4 protein-coding genes are annotated in these 21,632 nt (G+C 40.9%); all 4 read left to right on the top strand.

Annotation, left to right across the window (positions count from 1 at the left end):
• Positions 1-8: 8 nt before the first annotated feature.
• The 4 genes from urtA (at position 9) to ACKI5B_RS01420 (ending at position 21,473) form a co-directional block, all read left to right on the top strand.
• Positions 9-1,190 (top strand): urea ABC transporter substrate-binding protein, encoded by a 1,182-nt coding sequence (gene urtA / locus ACKI5B_RS01435; protein WP_407425171.1) that lies wholly within the window; start codon positions 9-11, stop codon positions 1,188-1,190.
• A 3-nt stretch (positions 1,191-1,193) separates the two neighbouring features.
• The gene (gene pyrF, locus ACKI5B_RS01430) at positions 1,194-2,132 is read left to right on the top strand and encodes an orotidine-5'-phosphate decarboxylase (protein WP_407425170.1); all 939 of its coding nucleotides are present in this window, start codon (positions 1,194-1,196) and stop codon (positions 2,130-2,132) included.
• 143 nt (positions 2,133-2,275) lie between these two features.
• Positions 2,276-11,848, top strand: a complete 9,573-nt coding sequence (locus ACKI5B_RS01425) for a hypothetical protein (protein WP_407425169.1) — start codon at positions 2,276-2,278, stop codon at positions 11,846-11,848.
• A gap of 208 nt (positions 11,849-12,056) precedes the next feature.
• A complete protein-coding gene (locus ACKI5B_RS01420) occupies positions 12,057-21,473 on the top strand; it encodes a hypothetical protein (RefSeq protein WP_407425168.1) in 9,417 nt (3,138 codons plus the stop codon).
• The last annotated feature ends 159 nt before the right edge of the window (positions 21,474-21,632 follow it).

The following is a 21,632-nucleotide window of genomic DNA, read 5'->3' as shown; positions in this document are numbered from 1 at the left end:
GTGTAAATATGAAAAAACTAAAATTTATATTAGCTGTACCATTTCTGTTTTTGCTTGTTTCCTGCGGCGGTAAAAAAAATGAAGTCGTTAAAGTAGGGCTTCTGCACTCGCTTTCCGGAACTATGACAATCAGCGAAACCCCTGTGCGTGATTCAGAGCTTCTTGCAATTTCTGAAATCAATGCAAACGGCGGTGTCCTTGGTAAAAAAATCGTTCCTGTTGAAGCAGACGGTGAAAGTGATCCGCAGGTTTTTGCAGAAAAAGCACGCGAACTTCTTCAGGATGAAAAAGTTGCTACTGTTTTTGGATGCTGGACATCACAATCCCGAAAAGCTGTAAAACCGGTTTTTGAAGAGTTTTATGGTCTTCTCTGGTATCCGGTTCAGTACGAAGGCATGGAAGCAAGCCCGAATATTATGTATATGGGGGCTTCTCCAAATCAGCAGATTGTTCCGGCTGTAGATTATTGTGCCGAGAACATCGGTAAAAATATGTTCCTTGTTGGAAACGACTATATTTTCCCAAGAACAGCAAACAGAATTATTAAAGCACAGCTTGCCCAGATGGACGGAGTTTGTGTCGGTGAAGAATATGTTCCTATGGGACACAAGGATTTTACGGAAATAATTTTAAAAATAAAAGCTGCAAAGCCGAATGTAATCTTAAATACACTTAACGGTGATTCAAATGTTGCTTTTTTTGCAGAACTTACAAAACAGGGAATCACTTCATCAGTTATTCCTGTAATGAGTTTTTCTATGGCAGAAGAAGAAGTTTCTAAAATGGATGCATCTAAACTGGCTGGAAATCTTGTTTCATGGAATTACTACGAAACCACTCAGACACCACGCAACGAAAAATTCGTTTCTGATTACAAAACTGCTTATGGTGAAGACAGAATGACTGCCGATCCAATTGAAGCCGGATATATTGCTGTTTATATGTGGGCTGCTGCCTGTGAAAAGGCAGGAAGCTTTGAAGTTGAAGCTGTCAGAGTTGCTTCAAAAGGATTGAGTTTTACAGCTCCAGAAGGCACAGTAACAATAGACGGCGGCAATCAGCATCTTTACAAACAGGTTCGCATCGGAAAGATTAATTCAACCGGCCTTATTGATGAAGTCTGGGCTACACCTTATCCTGTTAAGCCGGATCCATATTTGAGTACATATCAGTGGGCAAGGGGACTCTAAATCATGAAACATATTATGCAGCAGCTTCAGGAAGCGGCTTTAGAAAATGGACCACTTTGTGTTGGTCTGGATACAGACCCGTCTTATCTGCCGGAATCTGTATTAAAGGCATTTGATTCACCTGTAGAAGCAGTTCTTGCTTACAATAAAGAAATCATTAAACGGGTAGCAGCAGATAAGTCTGCCTGCTGTTTTAAGATTCAGATTGCTTATTACGAAGCTATGGGAATTGAAGGTCTTAAGGCTTACATCGAAACAATTAAAGCTGTCCGTGAAGCAGGTTTTATTGCAATCAGTGACATTAAGCGCGGTGATATTGCAGACACGGCAAAAGCTTATGCACGTGCTCATTTTGCAAAAGGCAGTGATTTTGAAACTGATATTATTACAATTAATCCGTACATGGGCTTTGATACATTAAAGCCGTTTACTGAGTATTGTAAGCCTGCCGGTGAGCTTGGCGGAAAGGGCATTTTTGTGCTTTTACGTACATCAAATCCCGGCATGGTTGATATTGAGCAGCAGGAGTTAAAATCCGGCGGCCGTGTTCTTGATAAAACTGGAAGCGAACTTGAACGGATTTCTTCTGAATTTAAGGCTCTGTATCCTGAGCAGAATTGTTCTCCTGTAGGTGCTGTTGTAGGCTGTACAGAAGAAAGTGATGCAAGAGCATTGCGTAATGCATATCCGGATATTTTCTTTTTGATTCCAGGTTACGGGGCTCAGGGGGGAGCGGCCCGCATTGCAGCAACTCTGCTTGATAAAGCCGGCGGAACTGTTAATTCATCACGCGGAATTTTATGTGCATGGAAAAAGGACGAAGAACTTGCAGAAAAGCGGGATTCAGGAATTCTTTGTCTTAAAGATATTGCTGATTCTGCAGCAAAATCATGCCGGAATTCAAAAGACGATTTGCTTAGTGCTAAAAAATCGCTTATGTAAAACAGAGATGAATTTTATCTAAGATAAGACTTTTCTTATATAACGGTATATTATGCTGTTTTAGATTTTGGTTTAAGAAAACTGTATTAACATAATTTTGAAACTGACAAACTATGCAATTTTAGTTTTTCGGAGGCAAAATTATGAAAAATACAGTGGACTTATTATTAAAAAAAATGCGTTCTGCAGTTTTGGTTACTGCAGTAATTTCTGCACTTATTTCCTGTGGTGAAGAATCCGGTTTAGGTTCTTCAGTTGATACAGAATCTCCAAAAGTCAGTATTTCTTATCCGCCGGCAGCAGCTGTTGTCCGGGACACATTTATTCTGGGCGGTTCATGGTCTGACGATAAAAGCGTTTCATCTGTTGCTGTTACGGTCACAAATAAAACAACAAACACTCAGGTTTATTCAGGAAACGCTTCAGTTAATTCTTCTGGTACCTGGTATATTGAATTAAATTCTTATGATTCTTCTGCATACAGTGCAACAAACGGTTATGAATTTCCTGACGGCACATACTCTGTAGATGCAGTTGCAACTGACGGAGCCGGCAGAACTTCAAGTACGGCCTCTGTTTCTTTTGATATTGATAATACGCCTCCTGTTCTTCTTTTGACAAAGCCTCTTGCTTTTGGTGATGAAACTGCGACTTCTTACGGCCGTACTTTAAAACTTACCGGTGATGTTTCGGAAGAACACAGTTATACACTCACTCTTTTAGCACGGCAGGATGCTTCTTATGATGCATCGGCCGCTTCTCATTCTGAAGATGAACTTTCTTCGTTAATTCAATTTGAAAATCTGTCAGTTACTTCAATGTCTTCAGATTCTCCGCTTGTAGTCGCAAAATATTACGGAACTGCAGGACTTTCCGATTCGCAGCAGGAAAGCCAGAACCGCTATGAGCAGATTTATGGAACTGTTGATACGGAAACAGATCCTGATACAGATCCGAATGTCACAAAATATTTCTATGCAGGATTTGTTCTTACTGATGAAGCCTGCGTTTATCAGGATAAAAATCTTTCAAAAGTTGTGAATGCAGGAAATTCTACAAAGCGGTATTATCTTAATACAGATTCTCTTTCTGCTTCCCTTAATGCAATCAGTGATGACATCAAAATTAAAGATATCCGTGAAGTTTTAAACGGAACTTCGGCCACATATACAACCGGTTCTGATGAGTGCACGGCTATTTTACAGGCACTGGCTTCTCAGGGAAATTATATTGACTGTGATATTTATCAGTATGATTCTGACGGCAGATATTCTTACGATGCCAGTGGCAATAAAATTACTGTTACAGACATTGAAAGTGTAATTACAACTTCTGCAAATATATTTTGTCTTGATCCGGATAATTATCCGACCTGGAAAATCGCTTCATATTCACTTGGTACAGATAATAATACTTATGCCAAAGCCAATGGATTCCGTTCTTATACAAGCGGACAAAATTTAGGGCTTACAATTACACCAAATGCAGACGGCTCATATGTTGCACCACAGGCAGTTGCTTTAAAATATGGAGCAGTTGAATTAACGACAACCAGACCGGAAACGACAGACGGTTATTATTCATGTGCCGGAACTGAAACAACTTATTACTGGCAGGAACCTTCTGAATGGACATATATTTTCAACAAAGGAGACTGGACTGATTCTTCTACGAATGAGTCGGCTACAAAAGATTTTTCAATTTCCGGTACTACGGCAGGTATTCCTTACATGTTTGCGCTTGAAGGTGAAGACCGCGATGGAAATGAATATGTAGCGTATGACCTTATAAACTACGGATTTTTAGCAGCAACTTCCGGTACCGCTCCGACAATCAGAATCACAAGTGATTCAGGAGATTATTTAAATGAGTCCACATTTTACAATAATGGAAACGGATATACGATAAGCGGAACAATGGTTGATGAAGACGGCTTATGGGCTTCAAATGCCATTTCTGCAACTGTTAAAATTTATGAAGGCGGTGATACAAGCGGCACAGAAATTACAAGTCTTTCTCCGTCATTTACAATTACTTACAGCAGTGACAATTCTTCAGATTCTACTGTTTATACCTCTGCTTCAGATGCACAGACCGCAAGTACATCAAAAGTTTTATGGAACGTAAATATTAATTCTGAAAATCCGGAAGGTTCTCTGTATCCGGCAGCAAGCGGAATGTACACTTATGTGGTTACGGTCACAGCTCAAAATTCACAGAGTTTAAGTGATTCAGAAACATTTACTTTTTATCTTGATTCAAAAGCACCGTCATTGTATGCGCTTAAAGTCGGCGGCAAAATGTTTATCGGCGGTTCAGCCACAGATGAAGATTTCAATACAGTTGATTTAGTTGAACAGGATTCGGAATGGTTCAGTAATTCAGCACAAAAACTTCTCGGTTATTATGAAGAATATTATGACGGTGAAAGCTCTAACGGCAGTGGAATTGATGAAATTTACTACTGGATTCAGACTGCTTCAGGTACTGCTCCTTCTACTTCAGATTATTCTACGGCAAACGGTTCATTTGTGGCAGCCAAAGATTCTTCAAAAAATTATAAATCCAAATTCAGTACAACTGTAAGCGGTTTTGAAGCCGGCTCAAATACACTTTATCTCGTTGCTGTTGATAAGGCAGGAAATGCTTCTGTTCCTTCAACCTGTACTGTTCAGTTTGACGAAGATGATCCGGAAGTTACTGCTTCTACAGTTTATTTTGGTTCAGATGATACAACCGGTCAAAGTGCTTCTGGAACTGTTCTTACAAACGGCGAAAATTATATGAAACTCACAGGAACCTGCAGTGATATAAGTTCCGGGGTTGATACAATAACTATTTTACAGGGAACAGAAAAGCTTACCAGTTATACAGCAGGTGATTTTTCAACAGAAGGCGTAAGTATTTCTGATACAGCAAATTCAGACGGAACTTATGACTGGTCGCTTTATGTAAAGGCTGAATCCCTTGGAACAGGAAACATAATTCTTAAAGTAAGTGACATAGCCGGAAATTCTGCAAAAATTACAGCATTCACCTTGAATACTGATACAACTTCCCCTGTTGTTGTTTTCAAGTCAACCGGTGCAGATTCGGACAATAAAATTAACGGTGAAGTTACAATTACTGGAACTGCAAGAGATTTTCTGAGTGAAACTACAAAATCTTCAGGAACTGCTGATGGAACTTTATCTTCAATAAAACTTTACTATGCAATTGCAGACAGCCAGCCTGAAGCAGATGCAGCAGACACCTGGTATCAGCTTTCCAGCGAAAGTGACAGCACGACAACTTCTGATTCAAGTGTTACCTGGTCTTTTGAACAGACATTCTCTTCTTCAACGGCAATTGTAACAGCTGTGAACAATTCGCTTTCTTTAAAAGCTGATTCTTCTACGGAAACTGTAAATCTTTACATTAAGGCGGTTGCAGTTGATGCTGCAGGAAATTCCGGGTATGCAGTTGAAAATGTAATTGTTGACAGAAATACAGACCGTCCGGTTATTCAGATTACAAGTATTGAAAGTGCAGATGATTATCTTACTGCTTCAACTTTGCGTGGTTCAGTAAGTGATGATGATGGAATCAGTTCATTTGCAATTTCAACCGACGGTACAAACTATACTGATGTTACTGTAGCAGCCAGTGGAAGCTGGGCATTTGATTTAAGTGAAGTCGGTGACGGAACTGTTAGTCTTTATTTCAAAGTCACAGATACTGAAGGAACAACCTTTACAACCGGAGCGGCAGCAAGTCAGTTTGTCCGCCCGTATTATACATTTGATTCTTCAACAAACAATGACTGCAGTTCTTCGCTTTCAATCAGAAAAGATACAGCTTCTCCGAATGTCGGGCAGATGGGTATTTCTATTGCAGAAAGTACAGGAAGCCTTGCAACTCCAGCTGCTGTAAACAGTGCTTCAGCAGATTATGCAATCAGTGCAAAACAATATACCGGCGGAGATTCAAAATATTTCAGGCTTTATGTTCCTGTTTATGATGAAAATGGAATAGCTTCTGTAAAAATCAGTTTTGCCGATTCAGATGACAGCAGCACAGAAGAAAACGGTTATGGTTATTATGATGACGATAATGGGGCAGTAACACCGGCTGTTTTCAGTTCTTCAAATGGTGCTGAATTTATTTTAACAACTGTAGAAAGTTCTTCAGTTTCCGGGGCTTATTATTATAAGTCTTATCCGCTTATTTCAACCGGTGTTGCTACAGGAACAAAAATTGCAACACTGACCGTAACTGATTCTGCAGGAAATACAAGTACAAAGACATTTAACTTCTCTGTAGATAATACAGGTCCGGATACAATTACAGTAACAAGTCCTTCTTCAACTGATGAAATTACCGGAACTGCAACAATTACCGGAACTGCAAGTGATTCAGGAATCGGAATTTCAAACATTGAATGGCTTATTCCGCCGGCAGGCTTCGGCGAAACAGATTCTTCTTCTATCAATTACAAATCAGACTCACAGCTCAGTGAACTTGACGGCTGGACAAGTTCCAACAACAATGGAAGTGCTTCTGTCTTTAAATTTAAATTCACGAGCGGTTCAATAACAGATTTGACAGCTTATGACGATGAAAATGCTTATGATGTTACATATAACAGTACAGCGCAGACGTATAAAATTCCAATCTTCTTCAGGACAACAGATGAACTTGGAAATGAGTATATTTATCGTGATTATTACATTACTCACAACCCGGATGCAGACCGGCCTGTAACAGAATTCAGTTATCCGACAGAAAGCGATTACGATTCTGACTGTGATACAGAAAATTATGATTATTCATACATTACCCTTTCAGGTACAATACGTGTTAGTGGTACTGTAGAAGTTCCTTCAGGCACGGTTGATGTCGGCAAAGTTTATATTCAGATTGGAAAACCTGCTTCCGACGGAACTGTAACCTGGTCTTCTTCAGAATTTGCTGATGAATTTACGACATTGGGCGGAACTCTTTCAAAATCTGATTTGACTGCAGCTTATGGAACAACGACTTATGTTGATGATGACTGGTGGGGAATTGCTGCAACAACAAAAACAGCCACATGGAATATTTCCCTTAATTCAGACAGTAATCTTAATCCGTCTTCAAGCGATGCTACTACTGATATTGCCGTGCGGGCATGTGCAATCAATGCAGACGGTAAAATGGGTAACTGGTCAGATACATATTACATTCACGTAGATTCAAGTGCTCCGAGCCAGACTGCTTTAATGAGGCAGTATGATTTCTCTTCTGCCACAGAAAATCTTGTTAATCTTCAGAATACTGATGATTACATGACTGTAAGTAAAGATTATGCTTCAGAAATGTATTTGAAAGGCACCTGGTATCTTGTTGTTACTTTGAGTGATAACGACTCTCTTGTTTACAATACAATTAAAGTAAAGCGTGGTTCTGCATCTGCAACATTCTATGCTTCTTCTGAAATAGATTTGTCTAACAGTTCAGGAGTTACAAATACACTCTATATTCCTATTGAAACTGCCAGCATGACAACATCTTCTGTAAGCTATACAGTTTATGCAGAAGACGTTGGCGGCCATTCTTCAACTGGAACCTACACATTCTATATTGATAACACAGCACCGTCTTTAAGCGCAATAAGCGGAAACGGCGATGAACTTTCTGTAAATGCAGAAAATGCTGTATCAGAAAGCAACTATGTTTACACAATCAGCGGCACAGTAAAAGATACAGGTTCCGGCTATGAGCGTGTACTTTTCTACTTCATGCGTAACGGTAAAATTTACGGCAGTACAAATTCATTTGGAAAAAACTATATTCTGGATCCGCTTGTAACGGACTGGAGTTCTACAGATGATTCAAAGGCTCTCATAAGTGGACTTGAAGCAATTACAGTTGAAAATGACTACACAATTTATGCATTAAAGGCAGTGACATCAGGTTCAATTACAAGTTCTGTAACTGATGGTACAACTTATTACAGTTTTACTGATAATTCTGGTGCTGTCAGCGGTAACGGACATGTTCATGCAGGCGGTTTAATCTACATCAGCGGCGAATATGGAAAAATTACTGATGTTACAGGCAGCACAGTTACCTTCACTATGGACGCTGATCCTTCGGGAGCTACAACAGTTTATTTCCCTTATGCCCAGAGTGTTGATAATACAAGTACAGAAGATGTTTCAAGCACAACGGCAAATCCGTTTACATTCTCAAGCGGAGATGACGGAGATTTGATGCCGGAAAGTATTTCAAATGTAAGCACAACATGGACATGGAAAGCTACAATTCACTCTACAAATATTCCTGACGGACCTGCTTACCTTGTAGTTCTTGCTTATGATGCTGCAGGAAATGTAAGCGGGGCAACATATCCGGTCAGCATTGAAAATAATGCACCGCGGCTTGCAAAACTTTATCTTGGAACTGACTTAAATTCAGATAATTCATTTGCATCAGAAGAATTCAGTCAGTATGATGTCTACACGGCAAATGAAACTGCCGGTGTTTCAACGACTGGATATAAATCAGCTGCAAGTATTGCAACAGCAGATTATGAAGCCGGCCAGTTTACAGCAAAAGATAAGCTTGCTGTTGTTCCGGAAATAACAGGCGGTAATGGCAGCGTTTACATGGTCTACAAACGTGGTGCAAGCGATACTACAGCAGTAACAGGCACAACAGACGACAGCACACTGATAAGTGCTGCGGCAAGTGTTACAACGGCTTCTACTGCTGAAACTGCAAACATTTCGACAAGTCCGTATTCTGTAACAGGTCTTTCTGTAATTGGCGGCGACAGTCTTTATGCATATACTCTTTCAAGTTCGCAGGTTTGGGCTGATACAGCTTCTGATTCATCAGATAAAACTGCAGGCGAAGGCGTTTCATTTACTTTCTGGGATGAAACTGAAGAACGCACGGCAGGAAATAACAGTCAGTATTGTACAGCTTATGTAAGTGATCTGATTATAAATCTTGCTGATACAACTGTTCCTGTTACGGCAATTAATCCGTTCTACTGGACAAGTGCGGAAGATAACAGCCTGTATAACAATTCAACATCAAACGGTCATATTGAACTTGAAAACGATCTTTCAAGTGGAATAAAAGCGCTTTATGATTCTGACAGCCCGAAAGTTTCCGGAAAAGTTAAGATTACCGGAAGTGCTTATGATAATAAAATGCTTCATACCATTGCACTTAAAGCAGCAGGATTCAGCTTTAACGGCGGAACGGCAGGAAATGCCCTGACTTTTGCAACCTACGATGGAACTTCATGGGCTTTAACTTCTGGTTCTGAAAGCTCAACTGCAGGCGGTGCAATTGCAACAGACGGCTGGCAGTTTGAAATCAATTCTGACAGTGTAAGTCAGAGCGGTCACACAGTTACATGGACACTCTACCTCGACACTGAAAAGCACGCAAATGTAGCGGCAAAGGCAGTTGCAGTTGAATCAAGTGCGACAGACTGGGCTTCAAAAACACAGGCAGCTTCTGACCTTACTTCTGCAAGCTCAACAATCCAGACGACAAGCGCAGCAACAACACCGTACTACAAAATGGACATAGTTCCGTACATTGCAGGCGTAAAGACAAGTCTTTCAAGCCTCAAAAAGGCAAACAGCTCAGTTTACGACCGCACAGCACTCGGCCACTATCCGACAGGCAGCGCAGATACAGTGTACCTTTACGGCTTTAACTTAACAGGCGGAACTTTGTATGACAGTGCAAGCACTCCTGCTTCAAGTACACTTACAGAAGATGTTGCAAGCAGCCAGAGCTGGTACTCAACTTCAAGCAGCGGAACTACAGCAAACTTCTTTGCAACCAGCACGAACACAGCTGTCTATACGGCAGACGTTTCAAGCTTTACAAGCGGCGGTGTGTATGTAACAGTAAACAGCGTTCAGTCTCTTAATAACCTGAACAGTGACGATGCAACAGGTGCCTACACTTACAGTGGAACAATCGGCACAACCGGTTCAAGCGAAGCATACGCAAACTACTACAACCGCCAGCCAAACGGCGACTCAAACAACCTGCTTACAGATGATGTTGTGCTGGATGTGTGGGCGATAAACAGCAAGGCTGCGGCTACATATAATGGTGGTACAATAAGTCAGCCGGTCATGAGCATTAATCAGGCAAACGGGCAGGTAGGTTTTGCATTCGTAAACGGTCCTCTTTATTTTAGTATGGGTAATACGAGTAATTCATATCAGTATTGGATTGGAGGAATCGACTTCTTTACTTCTGTAGGATTTGCATATGACCGTTTAGGATATTCTTATGGAACAACAGCTGGTGGTGATGTAGGCGGAACCCCTTCAAGTGGCACGGATGCAACAACATTTGACCAGTTCCGTATTATGACAAGCCGCTGGGGAACAGCTCTTGCAACTGTTGGTGGCTACAATGACGGTACAAATCAATTCCGTTTGGAAAATATTGGACAGAAAGACTGGACAATTACAGATTCTTCTTACTCATCGTATGCAAATATTAATAAGGAACGAATTAAATCTCCGTCAATTGCAACGACAATTAAAACCTCTGACAACACCACAAATGTGTATCTTGCATATTACGATGCAATAAATGGAGAAATTCGTTTTACGAGAGGAAATTTCGGTGCAACATCTAGAACTGATAATTCAGGATTCTTCTCTGATGTATATGGCCGCTGGGGGGGAACCTCAGAATTTGTTAATAAAATTCCACAGCCATATACACTGAAATATACCTCTTTGATTGCAGGACAATCTGGGGAATCTAACCGGGCTATTGCAATTAAGAGTGGATCAAGCTATGTGGATGGTCTCAAATACGGTTCTAGTCCTTCAGAAGTTACAGAAGATTCTGTAACGAATAAGACAACAAGTGCTATTGGTTCTACAAGCTATTCAGCTGAATATGCTTCTACAAGTACAGGCTACTATGCTGGTGAATATGTACATCTTGCAGCTCTTGAAGGCGCCGGTACAGACGGAGATGATCTTGTTGCTGTTGTCTGGTATGATTCGACAAATCAGGTTATGTGGTATTCATACACCCTGACACCTAACTCTATTGCAGCTGGAGATTATCAGCGTTCACAATGGTCTGAACCAGAGCAAATTTTCAGTGATACTGGCGTAGGTAAGTATTGTAAAGTTGCTGTCGATGCAAATGGAGGAATCCACATGGTTGCTTATGACGCTATCAATGGCGATGTCTGTTATGCATATAAAACGAGTTACAATGGTTCAACTTCAACTTGTGTTGTAGATTCAAACGGTATTATTGGAACTCAGCTTTCATTGGATGTTGCACTTGATTCAAACAATAATTCAGTTCCATATATTGGTTACTATGCAGGAAGTTCTGTACGACCAAAAGTAGCTTATTGGGCAGGTTCTGCTTCTATTGCAAGTACTTCAAGCAAGGCAGGTGCTTCCGATGATGCATTTACACAGGTGTGGGAAATCAGTCTGGTTCCGACATCAAGTTCTGTAAATGATGACTATGTAAATGTCGGTGTTTGGAAAACAACAAGTACAGATGCAACATATACTGCAGTTCCGTCAAAAATAACGGCTTCAAGCAGCAGTTTGACAGCAAGTACGGGAGTTACGGACAGCGGTGTAATTCTTGGTAACGGCACTGCAAACCCAATCTTGGGTTATGGAATCGAGAACGCTTCCACCGGCTATATCGAAACCGCCCAGATGCAGTAACCGCCTTTCTTATAATTTTCGGCCCTGTTGAGTTTATTCTCTCCAGGGCTTTTTTTCAAAAAAATCCAAATTCTCCAAAAATCACTATTTAAAAAGTAAGAGTATATTAAGACTATTCTTAGTATTAAAATTCCGCCCTTGTTTTCAACCGAATATAACTTAAGATAAGAAAAAAAGTTTTACCCTGCTAAAGTTACAGGAGTTGTCTATGAAAAAAGTTATAAGAAATTTAGTGAAGGGCTTTCTGTCAATGGGCATGGCATTTACATTGCTGGCTTCCATTGTTTCCTGTGGTGAAGATTCAGGACTTGGTTCATCTGTTGATACAGAAGCACCAAAAATCTCAATTGATTATCCGCCGACAGACGCAATTATTCAGCAGAATTTCGTGGTTGCTGGAACCTGGTCTGATGATAAAAGCCTGAACACTATTTCTGTCGAAGTAAAAAAGACAGATACCAAAACTGTTGTTTATTCAGATACAGCTGCTATAAATTCAGATGGAAGCTGGTCAATTTCTCTCAATAATTATGATTCCTCAAAGTATTCTGATTATAACGGCTGGCAGTTTTGCGACGGCTCATATGAAATTTCAGTAACTGCAAAAGATGATGCTGGTCATTCTTCAGGAAAATCTTCCCGTTCAGTTGTAATTGATAACACAGCTCCGGTTCTTGTTCTTACTAAGCCTACAAGTGTTGGAAGTGCAACTCCAAAATCTTATGGGCAGACAGTTCTTCTTGAAGGAACTTTTTCTGAAAGCTGTTCATCAGGAATTTCAGGACTTACCGTAAGTTTTTATGATGCAGAAGGTAATAAACTTTTTGACAGTGAATTTTCAGGTATTACTGATATGTCAAACGCAAATTCTCTTGTAATTGCTCAGTATTATGATGAAAATAACGAACCGGATGTCTCTTCAGAAAATTACGAAAAATGGCAGAACTATAAAGCACTCATTGGTGAAGATAATATTGCACTTTTCAGAAACGGTCAGTCTGTTACTACAAAAGAATTTTATTTTACTGTAACTGCAAACGATGAAGCTAAAGTTTATAAGGATTCAAGCGACTCCGGCGAAGGAAACGGTAATTCTACGACAACATATTACCGCGGTACTACAGACATGCTTCAGCTTATTAACGGCAAAAAATCAAGTTTTGAAAATTTCACAGTTTCTACACTCCGTACATATCTTAACGGTACAGACAGCACATATTCTGGAAACACGGAGCTTCAGGAAATTCTTGATGAATCTGTAAGTAAAAGTACAGTTTCTACAGTACTTTCTTCTGACGGGACATATCAGAGCGTTTCAGATGACAATCCAATTTCAGAAAGTATCGAAAATACTTCTACAACTTCATCTTCAGGCGATTCTCAGGATGTATATCTGAATTTCACAATTAATCCGGAAAATAATCCTACTTATACTGTCAGCGGTCTTACAATCACAGAAGGCGGCGCTTCAGATTCTTATTCATCAAACGGATATTTCCTGTATTATTCTGATTCTACTATTAATGTTTCGATTGCTCCTGGTCTTGATAATACAAATCTTGATACAAGTACAATTTCTGTCTATTACACAAATGTTACAGATGCTTCTTCTGAAAAACAGCTTTTCTGGACATGGGACGAAGAGACTGCTGTTAAGTACGCAATGGCAAAAGATAACTGCGACAAAACAACTGCCCTTGCAAATGTAACTGCAAATCCTTCTGCATACAGATATACAGTAACAACAAGCGATGAAAATACTGATGCTCTTTCTGTTACATCAAGCCTTTCTTCTTCTAACGCTGAAATTTCTACAGGTAAAGAATACAAATTCAGCATCGAAGGTTATGATATTGATTCACAGGCAATAGTTGAAGGGGATTCTGCCGGCTACGGCTTTATGGCAAAATCAAATTCTACTGTTCCGACAATTACATTTGGTGATACGGCCGGAAATGTAAATCTTTCAAGTTCAAGTGCAATTACAAAATCTGTTATTACAGGCGGTACATTCGGCTTCAGTGGAACTGTTTACTCTTCAGAAGAACTTACTTCAAGCGGTTATACTGTTGTTCTTGCTGATACGGAATCTTCATCATCAAAAACAGCGACAGGTTCTCTTAGCCTTGAATTAGATTCTTCTTCATCTGAATACACTTACAACTGGAACTTCACATTTGCAGCAAATTCTGAAATGCAGTCTTTGATTTCAAGTGGAAGCGGTCTTTATACTGTTGATGTTACTGTCTCTGCAACGAACGGCGGCGGAACTTCTTCAAAACTCCGTTCTTTCTATCTTGATACAACAAATCCGGCAATCTCAAATGTTGCAATCTCTACAGGTTACACATTAAGCGACATTATTTACATTAACAACAATGCAGTATTTACACTTTCCGGAACAACAACAGACAACTACATTGTCGGAAGCACAACTTATACATTTACCGGCGTAGATTCGAGCGGAAAAGCAAAAACAGTTACAGGTACATCTTCTTCAATCAGCTGGTCATTTACCGGCGTTGATTTGTCAGAATTCGGCACACAGTCTTCTGCAAGCGATGTTGTTCTTACTGTAAAAGCCTGTGATAAAGCAGGAAATGATGTTTCAGAAACTTACGAAGTTGAATTTGATACAACTAAACCTGCATGGACAGAATCAAACACCTCTCATCCGTTTAAGCTTAATAAAGCATCTTACGACAGTGAAAGCTGGTATAAAGACAGTTCTCTTCCGGTAAGTGGCTGTTTTGTTGAAGAAGGCTGTGGTGTTTCAAGTGTTTACTATTGGGTTCAGAATCCTGATTCTTCTGTTCCTGACACATCAGATTTTACTGAAGCTGACGGTTCATTCTCTGTTACAAACGACAGCGAAAATGGAATTTCTTATTTTACAAATCAGGTTTTAGGTTCATTTACTGCTTCAACAATTTCCGGTTCTACAGTTACACCAAATTATCTTTATCTTGTTGCCGTAGACAATGTAGGAAATGCAGGTTCTGCCCAGGTTATCGAAATTAATATTGATACTGAAAGCCCGAGCTTAAGTTCAGACAAGAGCGGAACTCAGTACACAAACGGAGAATCTTCAATTTCTGTAACAGGTTCTTCTTCAGACAATGTTTCTGGAATTGCATCTGTTACGCTTAAAATCGGAACAAGTTCGGTTGAAGCTTCTGTTACAGAAATTATTGACAGCTCTTCTACAAATAAAACAAGCACATGGAGTGCAGAAATTTCTTCTGCTCTGCTTTCGGCTCTTTCTGACGGCAGCATGAACGTAAATGCAACTGTAAAAGATACTGCAGGAAACTCAAGCTCAAGCACAATCTTCCAGCTTCAGAAAGATACATCTGCTCCTTCTGTTTCAGTTACGACTCCTTCTCAGCTTTCAACAATTAACGGAACAGTTTCAATAAGCGGCCAGACAACTTACACCGGTGCAACTCCTGATTCTCTTGCTCTTTATTATTCGTTAACAGCTCCTTCTTCAACGCCGGATGTTTCTTCTATGACAAAAATCGGTGCATTCACTGATTCTTCAAAGATTTACAGCTGGACTTTTGACGATATTGATGTTTACACTCTTTCAGGCGTTACAGAAGCAAGTCCGACAGCTTCTTTCTACATTGTTTCATTTGTAACGGACACGGCAGGAAACAGCTCATCAAGTACATTTACTTACACGGTTGACCAGAATAAAGACCGGCCGATTATTAAACTTACCAGCGTTTCAGATTCATCTTCATGGATTACAAGCGATGAAATTACAGGAACTGTTTCTGACGATGACGGAATTGCAAATTTCTACATTTCTGAAACCAGTGCTTCAAGCGGATTTACTGAAGTCAGCGTAGAAAACGGCAGCTGGTCTTACACAATAAAATCAAGTGACGGCGAAGGAATACCTCTTTACTTTAAGGTTATTGATACAGCCGGCACAACCTTTGTTACAGGCGGCGTTACAGATAAAGAATTTACCCGTCCGTACTACCTCTACTCAAAGTCAACATCATCTGATTCAGGATATGCTGAATACGGATTTGACAATACTCAGGCCATTACATTAAATCTTGACCGCGAGAAGCCTCAGATTTCTACACTTGGTCTTGCAATTGCCGAAAGTGAATCAAATCTTGCCGGAGTTTCTGCTGTAAAAGAAGACACAGCTTCTTATGCCGTAAGTGCAAGCCGTTATGCAGGCGGTGATTCTAAATACATAAAGATTTACGCTCCTGTTTATGATTCAAATATTTCAGGCGTAACTGTTTCAATCACTGACACATCTTCTGCAGAAACAGAAAGCACAGTTTCAATGACTGCTTCTTCAGAAACACTGACCGTTTCAGGTGTTACTTACAGTTATTACGAAACGGCTTCAATTGATGTCAGTGGCTTCAGCTCAGGCACAAAAGCCCTGTCAGTAACAGTAACTGACGGTGCCGGAAATTCTACATCAAGCTCTGGAAACTTCTATCTCGACAATACAGGTCCTGATACAATTACAATTACAAGCCCTTCTTCAAGCGATGAAATTACCGGAACTGCAACAATTACCGGAACTGCAAGCGATTCTGGAATTGGAATCGATACAATCGAATGGCTTGTTCCACCTGTTAAAAACGGCACAAATTACGGAGAATCTTCTGTAACCGACGAAGCTCTTCTTGCTCTCGACGGCTGGACAAGTTCAAATAACTCTGGCTCAGCTTCTGTCTGGAAATTTAAATTCCAGGCAAGCTCAACACTTGATTTAACTCAGTTCGACGATACAGAAAATTTTGCGGTTACTTACAGTTCAGCAAGCGAAACTTACAAAATTCCGATTTACTTTAAGACAACGGATAAACTCGGAAACTACTACATTAAGCGCGACTACTATATTACTCACAACCCGGATGCAGACCGCCCTGTAACAGAATTCAGTTATCCGACTTCAAGCGATTACGATGTTTCTTCAAGCGGCGCTTCTCTGGATTATGTAACACTTGCCGGCACAATCCGAATCAGCGGTACAGTTGAAGTTCCTTCGGGCACAGTTGATGTAGGTCAGGTTTATGTTCAGATTGGAACAGTTGCTTCTGACGGAACTGTCACCTGGTCAAGTACAAATTCTGCACTTTCAGCTGAATTTACAACACTCGGCGGAGTTATTACAGAAAGCGGGCTTTCTTCAACATATGCTTCAACTTCAAAAGTTCCTGACGGCTGGTGGGGAATTGCGGCAACTACAAAAACCGCTACATGGAATCTTTCTTTGAATACAAATTCCGACCTTGATCCTGAAAGCGGAAGCACAACAAATATTGCTGTCCGTGCTTGTGCAATCAATGCTGACGGCAAAATGGGTAACTGGTCTGACATTTACTTCATTCACGTTGATTCAAATGCACCTAGCCAGAGTGCTGTAATGAGACAGTATTCTTCATTCTCAGAAAATGCCCTTGAATCAAATGTAAGCGTAAGCAGAGATTATACTTCAGAAATGTACCTTAAAGGCACATGGTATCTTACTGTAACTCTTGAAGACAACGATTCTCTTAACGAAGACACAATTTCTGTCAAGAAAGGTTCTGCAAGCCAGAGTTACTCAGCCGGAGAAAAAACAACAGTTTACGCAAGTGACGGAACTACAGTTAAATCTGTTACAAAAACTCTCTACATTCCGATTGAAACCGAAGAAATGACATCTTCTTCTGTAAGCTACACTGTTTACGTTGCAGATACTGCCGGATATTCAAGTTCAATGACATATACATTCTACATTGATAATACGGCACCAGTTATTTCAACATTTACAGTAAATGATACTTACAGCCTTCTGGATTCAAGTTCGGTTCCTGTAATTCAGAACTCTAACTATAAGACAACTCTTGACGGTACTTTGACAGAAAGCGGCTCAGGCTGTGAACGGCTCTTCTTCTACTTTATGCGCGACAATGTAACTGACGGTTCAAGTCCGCGGCTTCTTGATGCAATGGTTAAAGATTCTGAAAGTGTAATTTCCGGTCTTGATTCATACACAATTACTCAGGATTCAACAAACACTTACACAATGTACGGAAAAACATATTCAGGAAGTCTTGATACAGCAAGAACAAGCTTTACGGCATCGAGCGGTTTAATTGATGACGAACATATCCGTGCAGGCGGTTTGATTTACATTGGAGGAGAGTATCAGCTTATTACCTCTGTAAGCGGAAATACCGTCACATTTGACACGGCAGTTTCTTCTGCAATTACTGTCGAAGAAGCAGGATTCCCTTACGGACAGGTCGTTGATTCAACCGATGCCGGAAACTGGAACGATTCTACTCATACTTATGCTTCAATTTCAGAAAGCGACGGCGACAGCATGGTTGAAATCTTTAAAAAGACCGGAACAACATGGGAATGGCAGGGAATTTTCCTGTCTGACTACATGGCAGACGGTCCTGTTACAGTTGTTGTAATTGCATTTGATGCTGCAGGAAATGTTTCCGGTAAGAGTGTTTCAACATCAATTCAGAACAATGCTCCGCGTCTTGCAAAACTTTATCTCGGAACAGATTTGAGCGGCGACGAAAAATATGCTTCAAGCGAGTTTAATACATATACATTTAACACATACACAAGCACCGACGCTTCAAACCCGACAGCAAATTATAAAGACAGCGTTGATTTTGAAACAGCCGGTACAACTTACTCAAATTACAAAAAAGCATTCCAGATTCGTTCGGGTCTTGCAGTAATTCCAGAAATTACAGGCGGAAACGGCACAATCAAAATGGCATTCCTCAAAGATGCTTCAGGCTCAACAGGTTATGTAAAATCTGCAAATGCAAGCGGATTCTATGCAGTTGATACAGAATCACTCATTACGGCGGATTTTGCTTCATCACTTCTTACAAATACCACAACTTCAGAAGAAGATTCTCTGCACAAGTTTGTAATTCCTGATGATGATTTAGCTTCACTTTCTGACGGAAGCGGAAAGTCAATGTCATTTACTTTCTGGGATTCAACAGACGGAACAACCTGCGGAACTGACTCAAATTACTGCTTTGTGCGCATAACTGATTTTACAGTTGCCCGCACTGACGGAACTGCTCCAAAGAGCGTAATTAATCCGTTCCACTGGACCTCAAAAACAGACAACTCGCTTTACGGAAACTCTTCTGCAAACGGACACATTGAACTTGAAGGTGACTGGGCTTCTCCTGAAACGGCAGGATATTCAAGTTCAGCTTCAAGCGGCCAGTTTGACTCAGATCCGAAAGTTTCCGGAAAAATTACAATGACAGGATATGCTTATGATGACCAGCGCCTTTCAAGTCTCTGGATTGCATTTGATACATTTACTCCTTCAGGCTATTACAGTGCAGCCGGGGATTCAGGCGTAACGGCAAATTCTGTCGCAGCTTCTTCCGGAACTTATGTAAACTCTGGCACAAACGGCGACAGTAAGACTTACTATCAGGCAGCATACTACACGCCTTCGACAGGAAGCTGGACTTACGGTTCAAGTACAATGGCTTCAAACGGATGGGAATTCAGCGTAAGTGATTCAAGTGATGACGGCTCTTATCTTGATCAGAGCGGACACAAAGTAATCTGGAAGCTGAGCATCGACACCGAGAAAATTTCAAGTGTTGCCGCTACTGATGTAAAAGCGCGGGTAATTGCCCTTGACCGAAGTTACAACGTTGTAAATGTTTCAGGCATAACAAGCACACTTTCAGAAACTGACGGAAGTGACAATGTACCTTTGTATCAGATGGACGTAGTGCCATACATCAGCTCAATGACTGCAGCAACTGCTGTTTCAGGAACAACTGTCACCAAACGAACGAACTCAATCCGTTCACGCCGCGGTGCCGTACCTGTTCAGAACAGCGACTATATTGTAATAAACGGCTTTAACCTTTCAACTTCGTTCTACCGCCAGCTTGAGGCAAACAAGTCAGCTGTTTCAACATTGACTGATACAATTACAGGAACTGCAATTACAGCAAATGAAAGCTACTATATTTCAGCTCCAACTTATTCAGGCTACATTATCGCTAAAACAAACGGAATCTACTCGCTCAACAACATGAACGCCGACACTGCATACAGTTACGAGTCTTCTAGTACAAACACTTATGACACCGAAAGCGACAGCTCGCTTGACCATTACTTTGACGACAGATATGTGTGGGTATGGCGAACAGACTACCTGTTTGCAGATTCTGCTCAGGCAATCAGCCCTACAATGGAAGTCTTCCCGAGCAGTGGAACTTACTACACGACGGCAACTTCTTCATCAACCACAGCTGCTGGAACAGTTTACGGCTCATGGAGCAGTGATGCGGCAATGTTCTATACCGAAAAACTTGGAGGAAGCCGTGGAAATCCTCTTGGAACAACTTCATGGAAGGATTCTCCGGACGATGCCGACATGTGCATCATCAACGGAATACCATTCCATGTGATTCTGGATAACTGGCAGGGAAGCGGTTCAGATTGGTCTTCAAACGGATTATTTATCACCCGCGATGGAAAGTCATTCAGCACCGGAACTGCAAGTGGAGCAACTGCAGCCCTTACAGCAGGAACACTTGAAATTCAAGGAAATGCCACATCTGCAAGTCCCGATTCTTCCGATGGCGCTGATGAGATGATGTTCCAGTTCAAGAATCCGAAAATTGCAGGCACATACAGCGGAAACACATACTACACCTACGCCTGTTATTTTGATAACTACGCAAAGTGCCTGAAATACGGAAAAATCACTTGGAGCGGAACAACACCGACAGCTGTAGTTCGCACAGCCGTAAATCATGTTACGGACGGTTATGCTGTCGTAGACGGATATGACACAACTGTTACAGGCTACAGTGACTATGCCGCAAATGTCGGAAAATATTCTGATATCGTTCTGGATACTGTAAACGGCGGAAGTGCAGCAAGCCCGATTCCGGTAATTGCTTACTGTGTTACAAATGTCTCAAACGGTGATGTTTCACTGAGAATTGCCCGCGGAAAATCAACTGCACCGAGTACAACGGGAGCCGTAGTCACAAGCGAGGGCACTACTCCGACAGGCGTTACCCGCGGCTGGTATTACACAGATGTTACTGCTTCAAACTCAAGCCTGATTCCGAGCGGCGTTCAGCTTGGAAACTATGTAAGCATGGCAATTGATGCGACTGGAAACCTTCACATTGCAACCCAGGACGCAGAAGACGGAGATTTGTACTATATTTACCTTACTTACTCTTCAGCAGCAGACTCTGGCTATACTGTTGCTGCCTGCTGCAAGGTTGACAGCGCAAACTCAGTCGGAAAATGGACAGACATCAAACTTGAATCCAGCTCTGGTTCAGGCTCTGTATATGGACTTAAATGCGCTCCTGTAATCAGCTATCTTGACGCAACTAACATCGAGAACAAAAAAGCCGTAAAGACTGCCTTTGTTTCATCATCAACGAGTGCGACAAGCGGTATCTGGGAGCACATGACTTCACCTGCAACTTATGCGGCAAACGACGAAAAATCATCTCTTGTACTGAGCGCGCTTGATTCAGGAAGTGTAAGTTGTAAACTTGGAATCGGCTATCAGTCGGCTTCATTTGCAACCGCCTTCCTCCGCGGAGAACAATAGCTTTTAATCTTAATGGCACCTGATTTTCGTAGTCAGGTGCTTCTTTTATAATTTTCCTTCACTAAATCTCCAAAATCTAAAATTTTGCTGAGAATCCTGCACCCATGAATAAGAAAAAATTTATTTTTCTTATTCAATACTTATCACATTTACAAAAAT

The sequence above is a fragment of the Treponema sp. genome (assembly GCF_045657965.1).
GTDB lineage: Bacteria > Spirochaetota > Spirochaetia > Treponematales > Treponemataceae > Treponema_D.
This window is presented reverse-complemented; position numbering and strand designations above follow the sequence as displayed.

Bases quoted from the DNA above. Each gene is read 5' to 3' on its own strand.
- ACKI5B_RS01420 (WP_407425168.1), top strand. From the start codon at position 12,057: ATGAAAAAAGTTATAAGAAATTTAGTGAAGGGCTTTCTGTCAATGGGC.
- ACKI5B_RS01425 (WP_407425169.1), top strand. From the start codon at position 2,276: ATGAAAAATACAGTGGACTTATTATTAAAAAAAATGCGTTCTGCAGTT.
- urtA (WP_407425171.1), top strand. From the start codon at position 9: ATGAAAAAACTAAAATTTATATTAGCTGTACCATTTCTGTTTTTGCTT.
- pyrF (WP_407425170.1), top strand. From the start codon at position 1,194: ATGAAACATATTATGCAGCAGCTTCAGGAAGCGGCTTTAGAAAATGGA.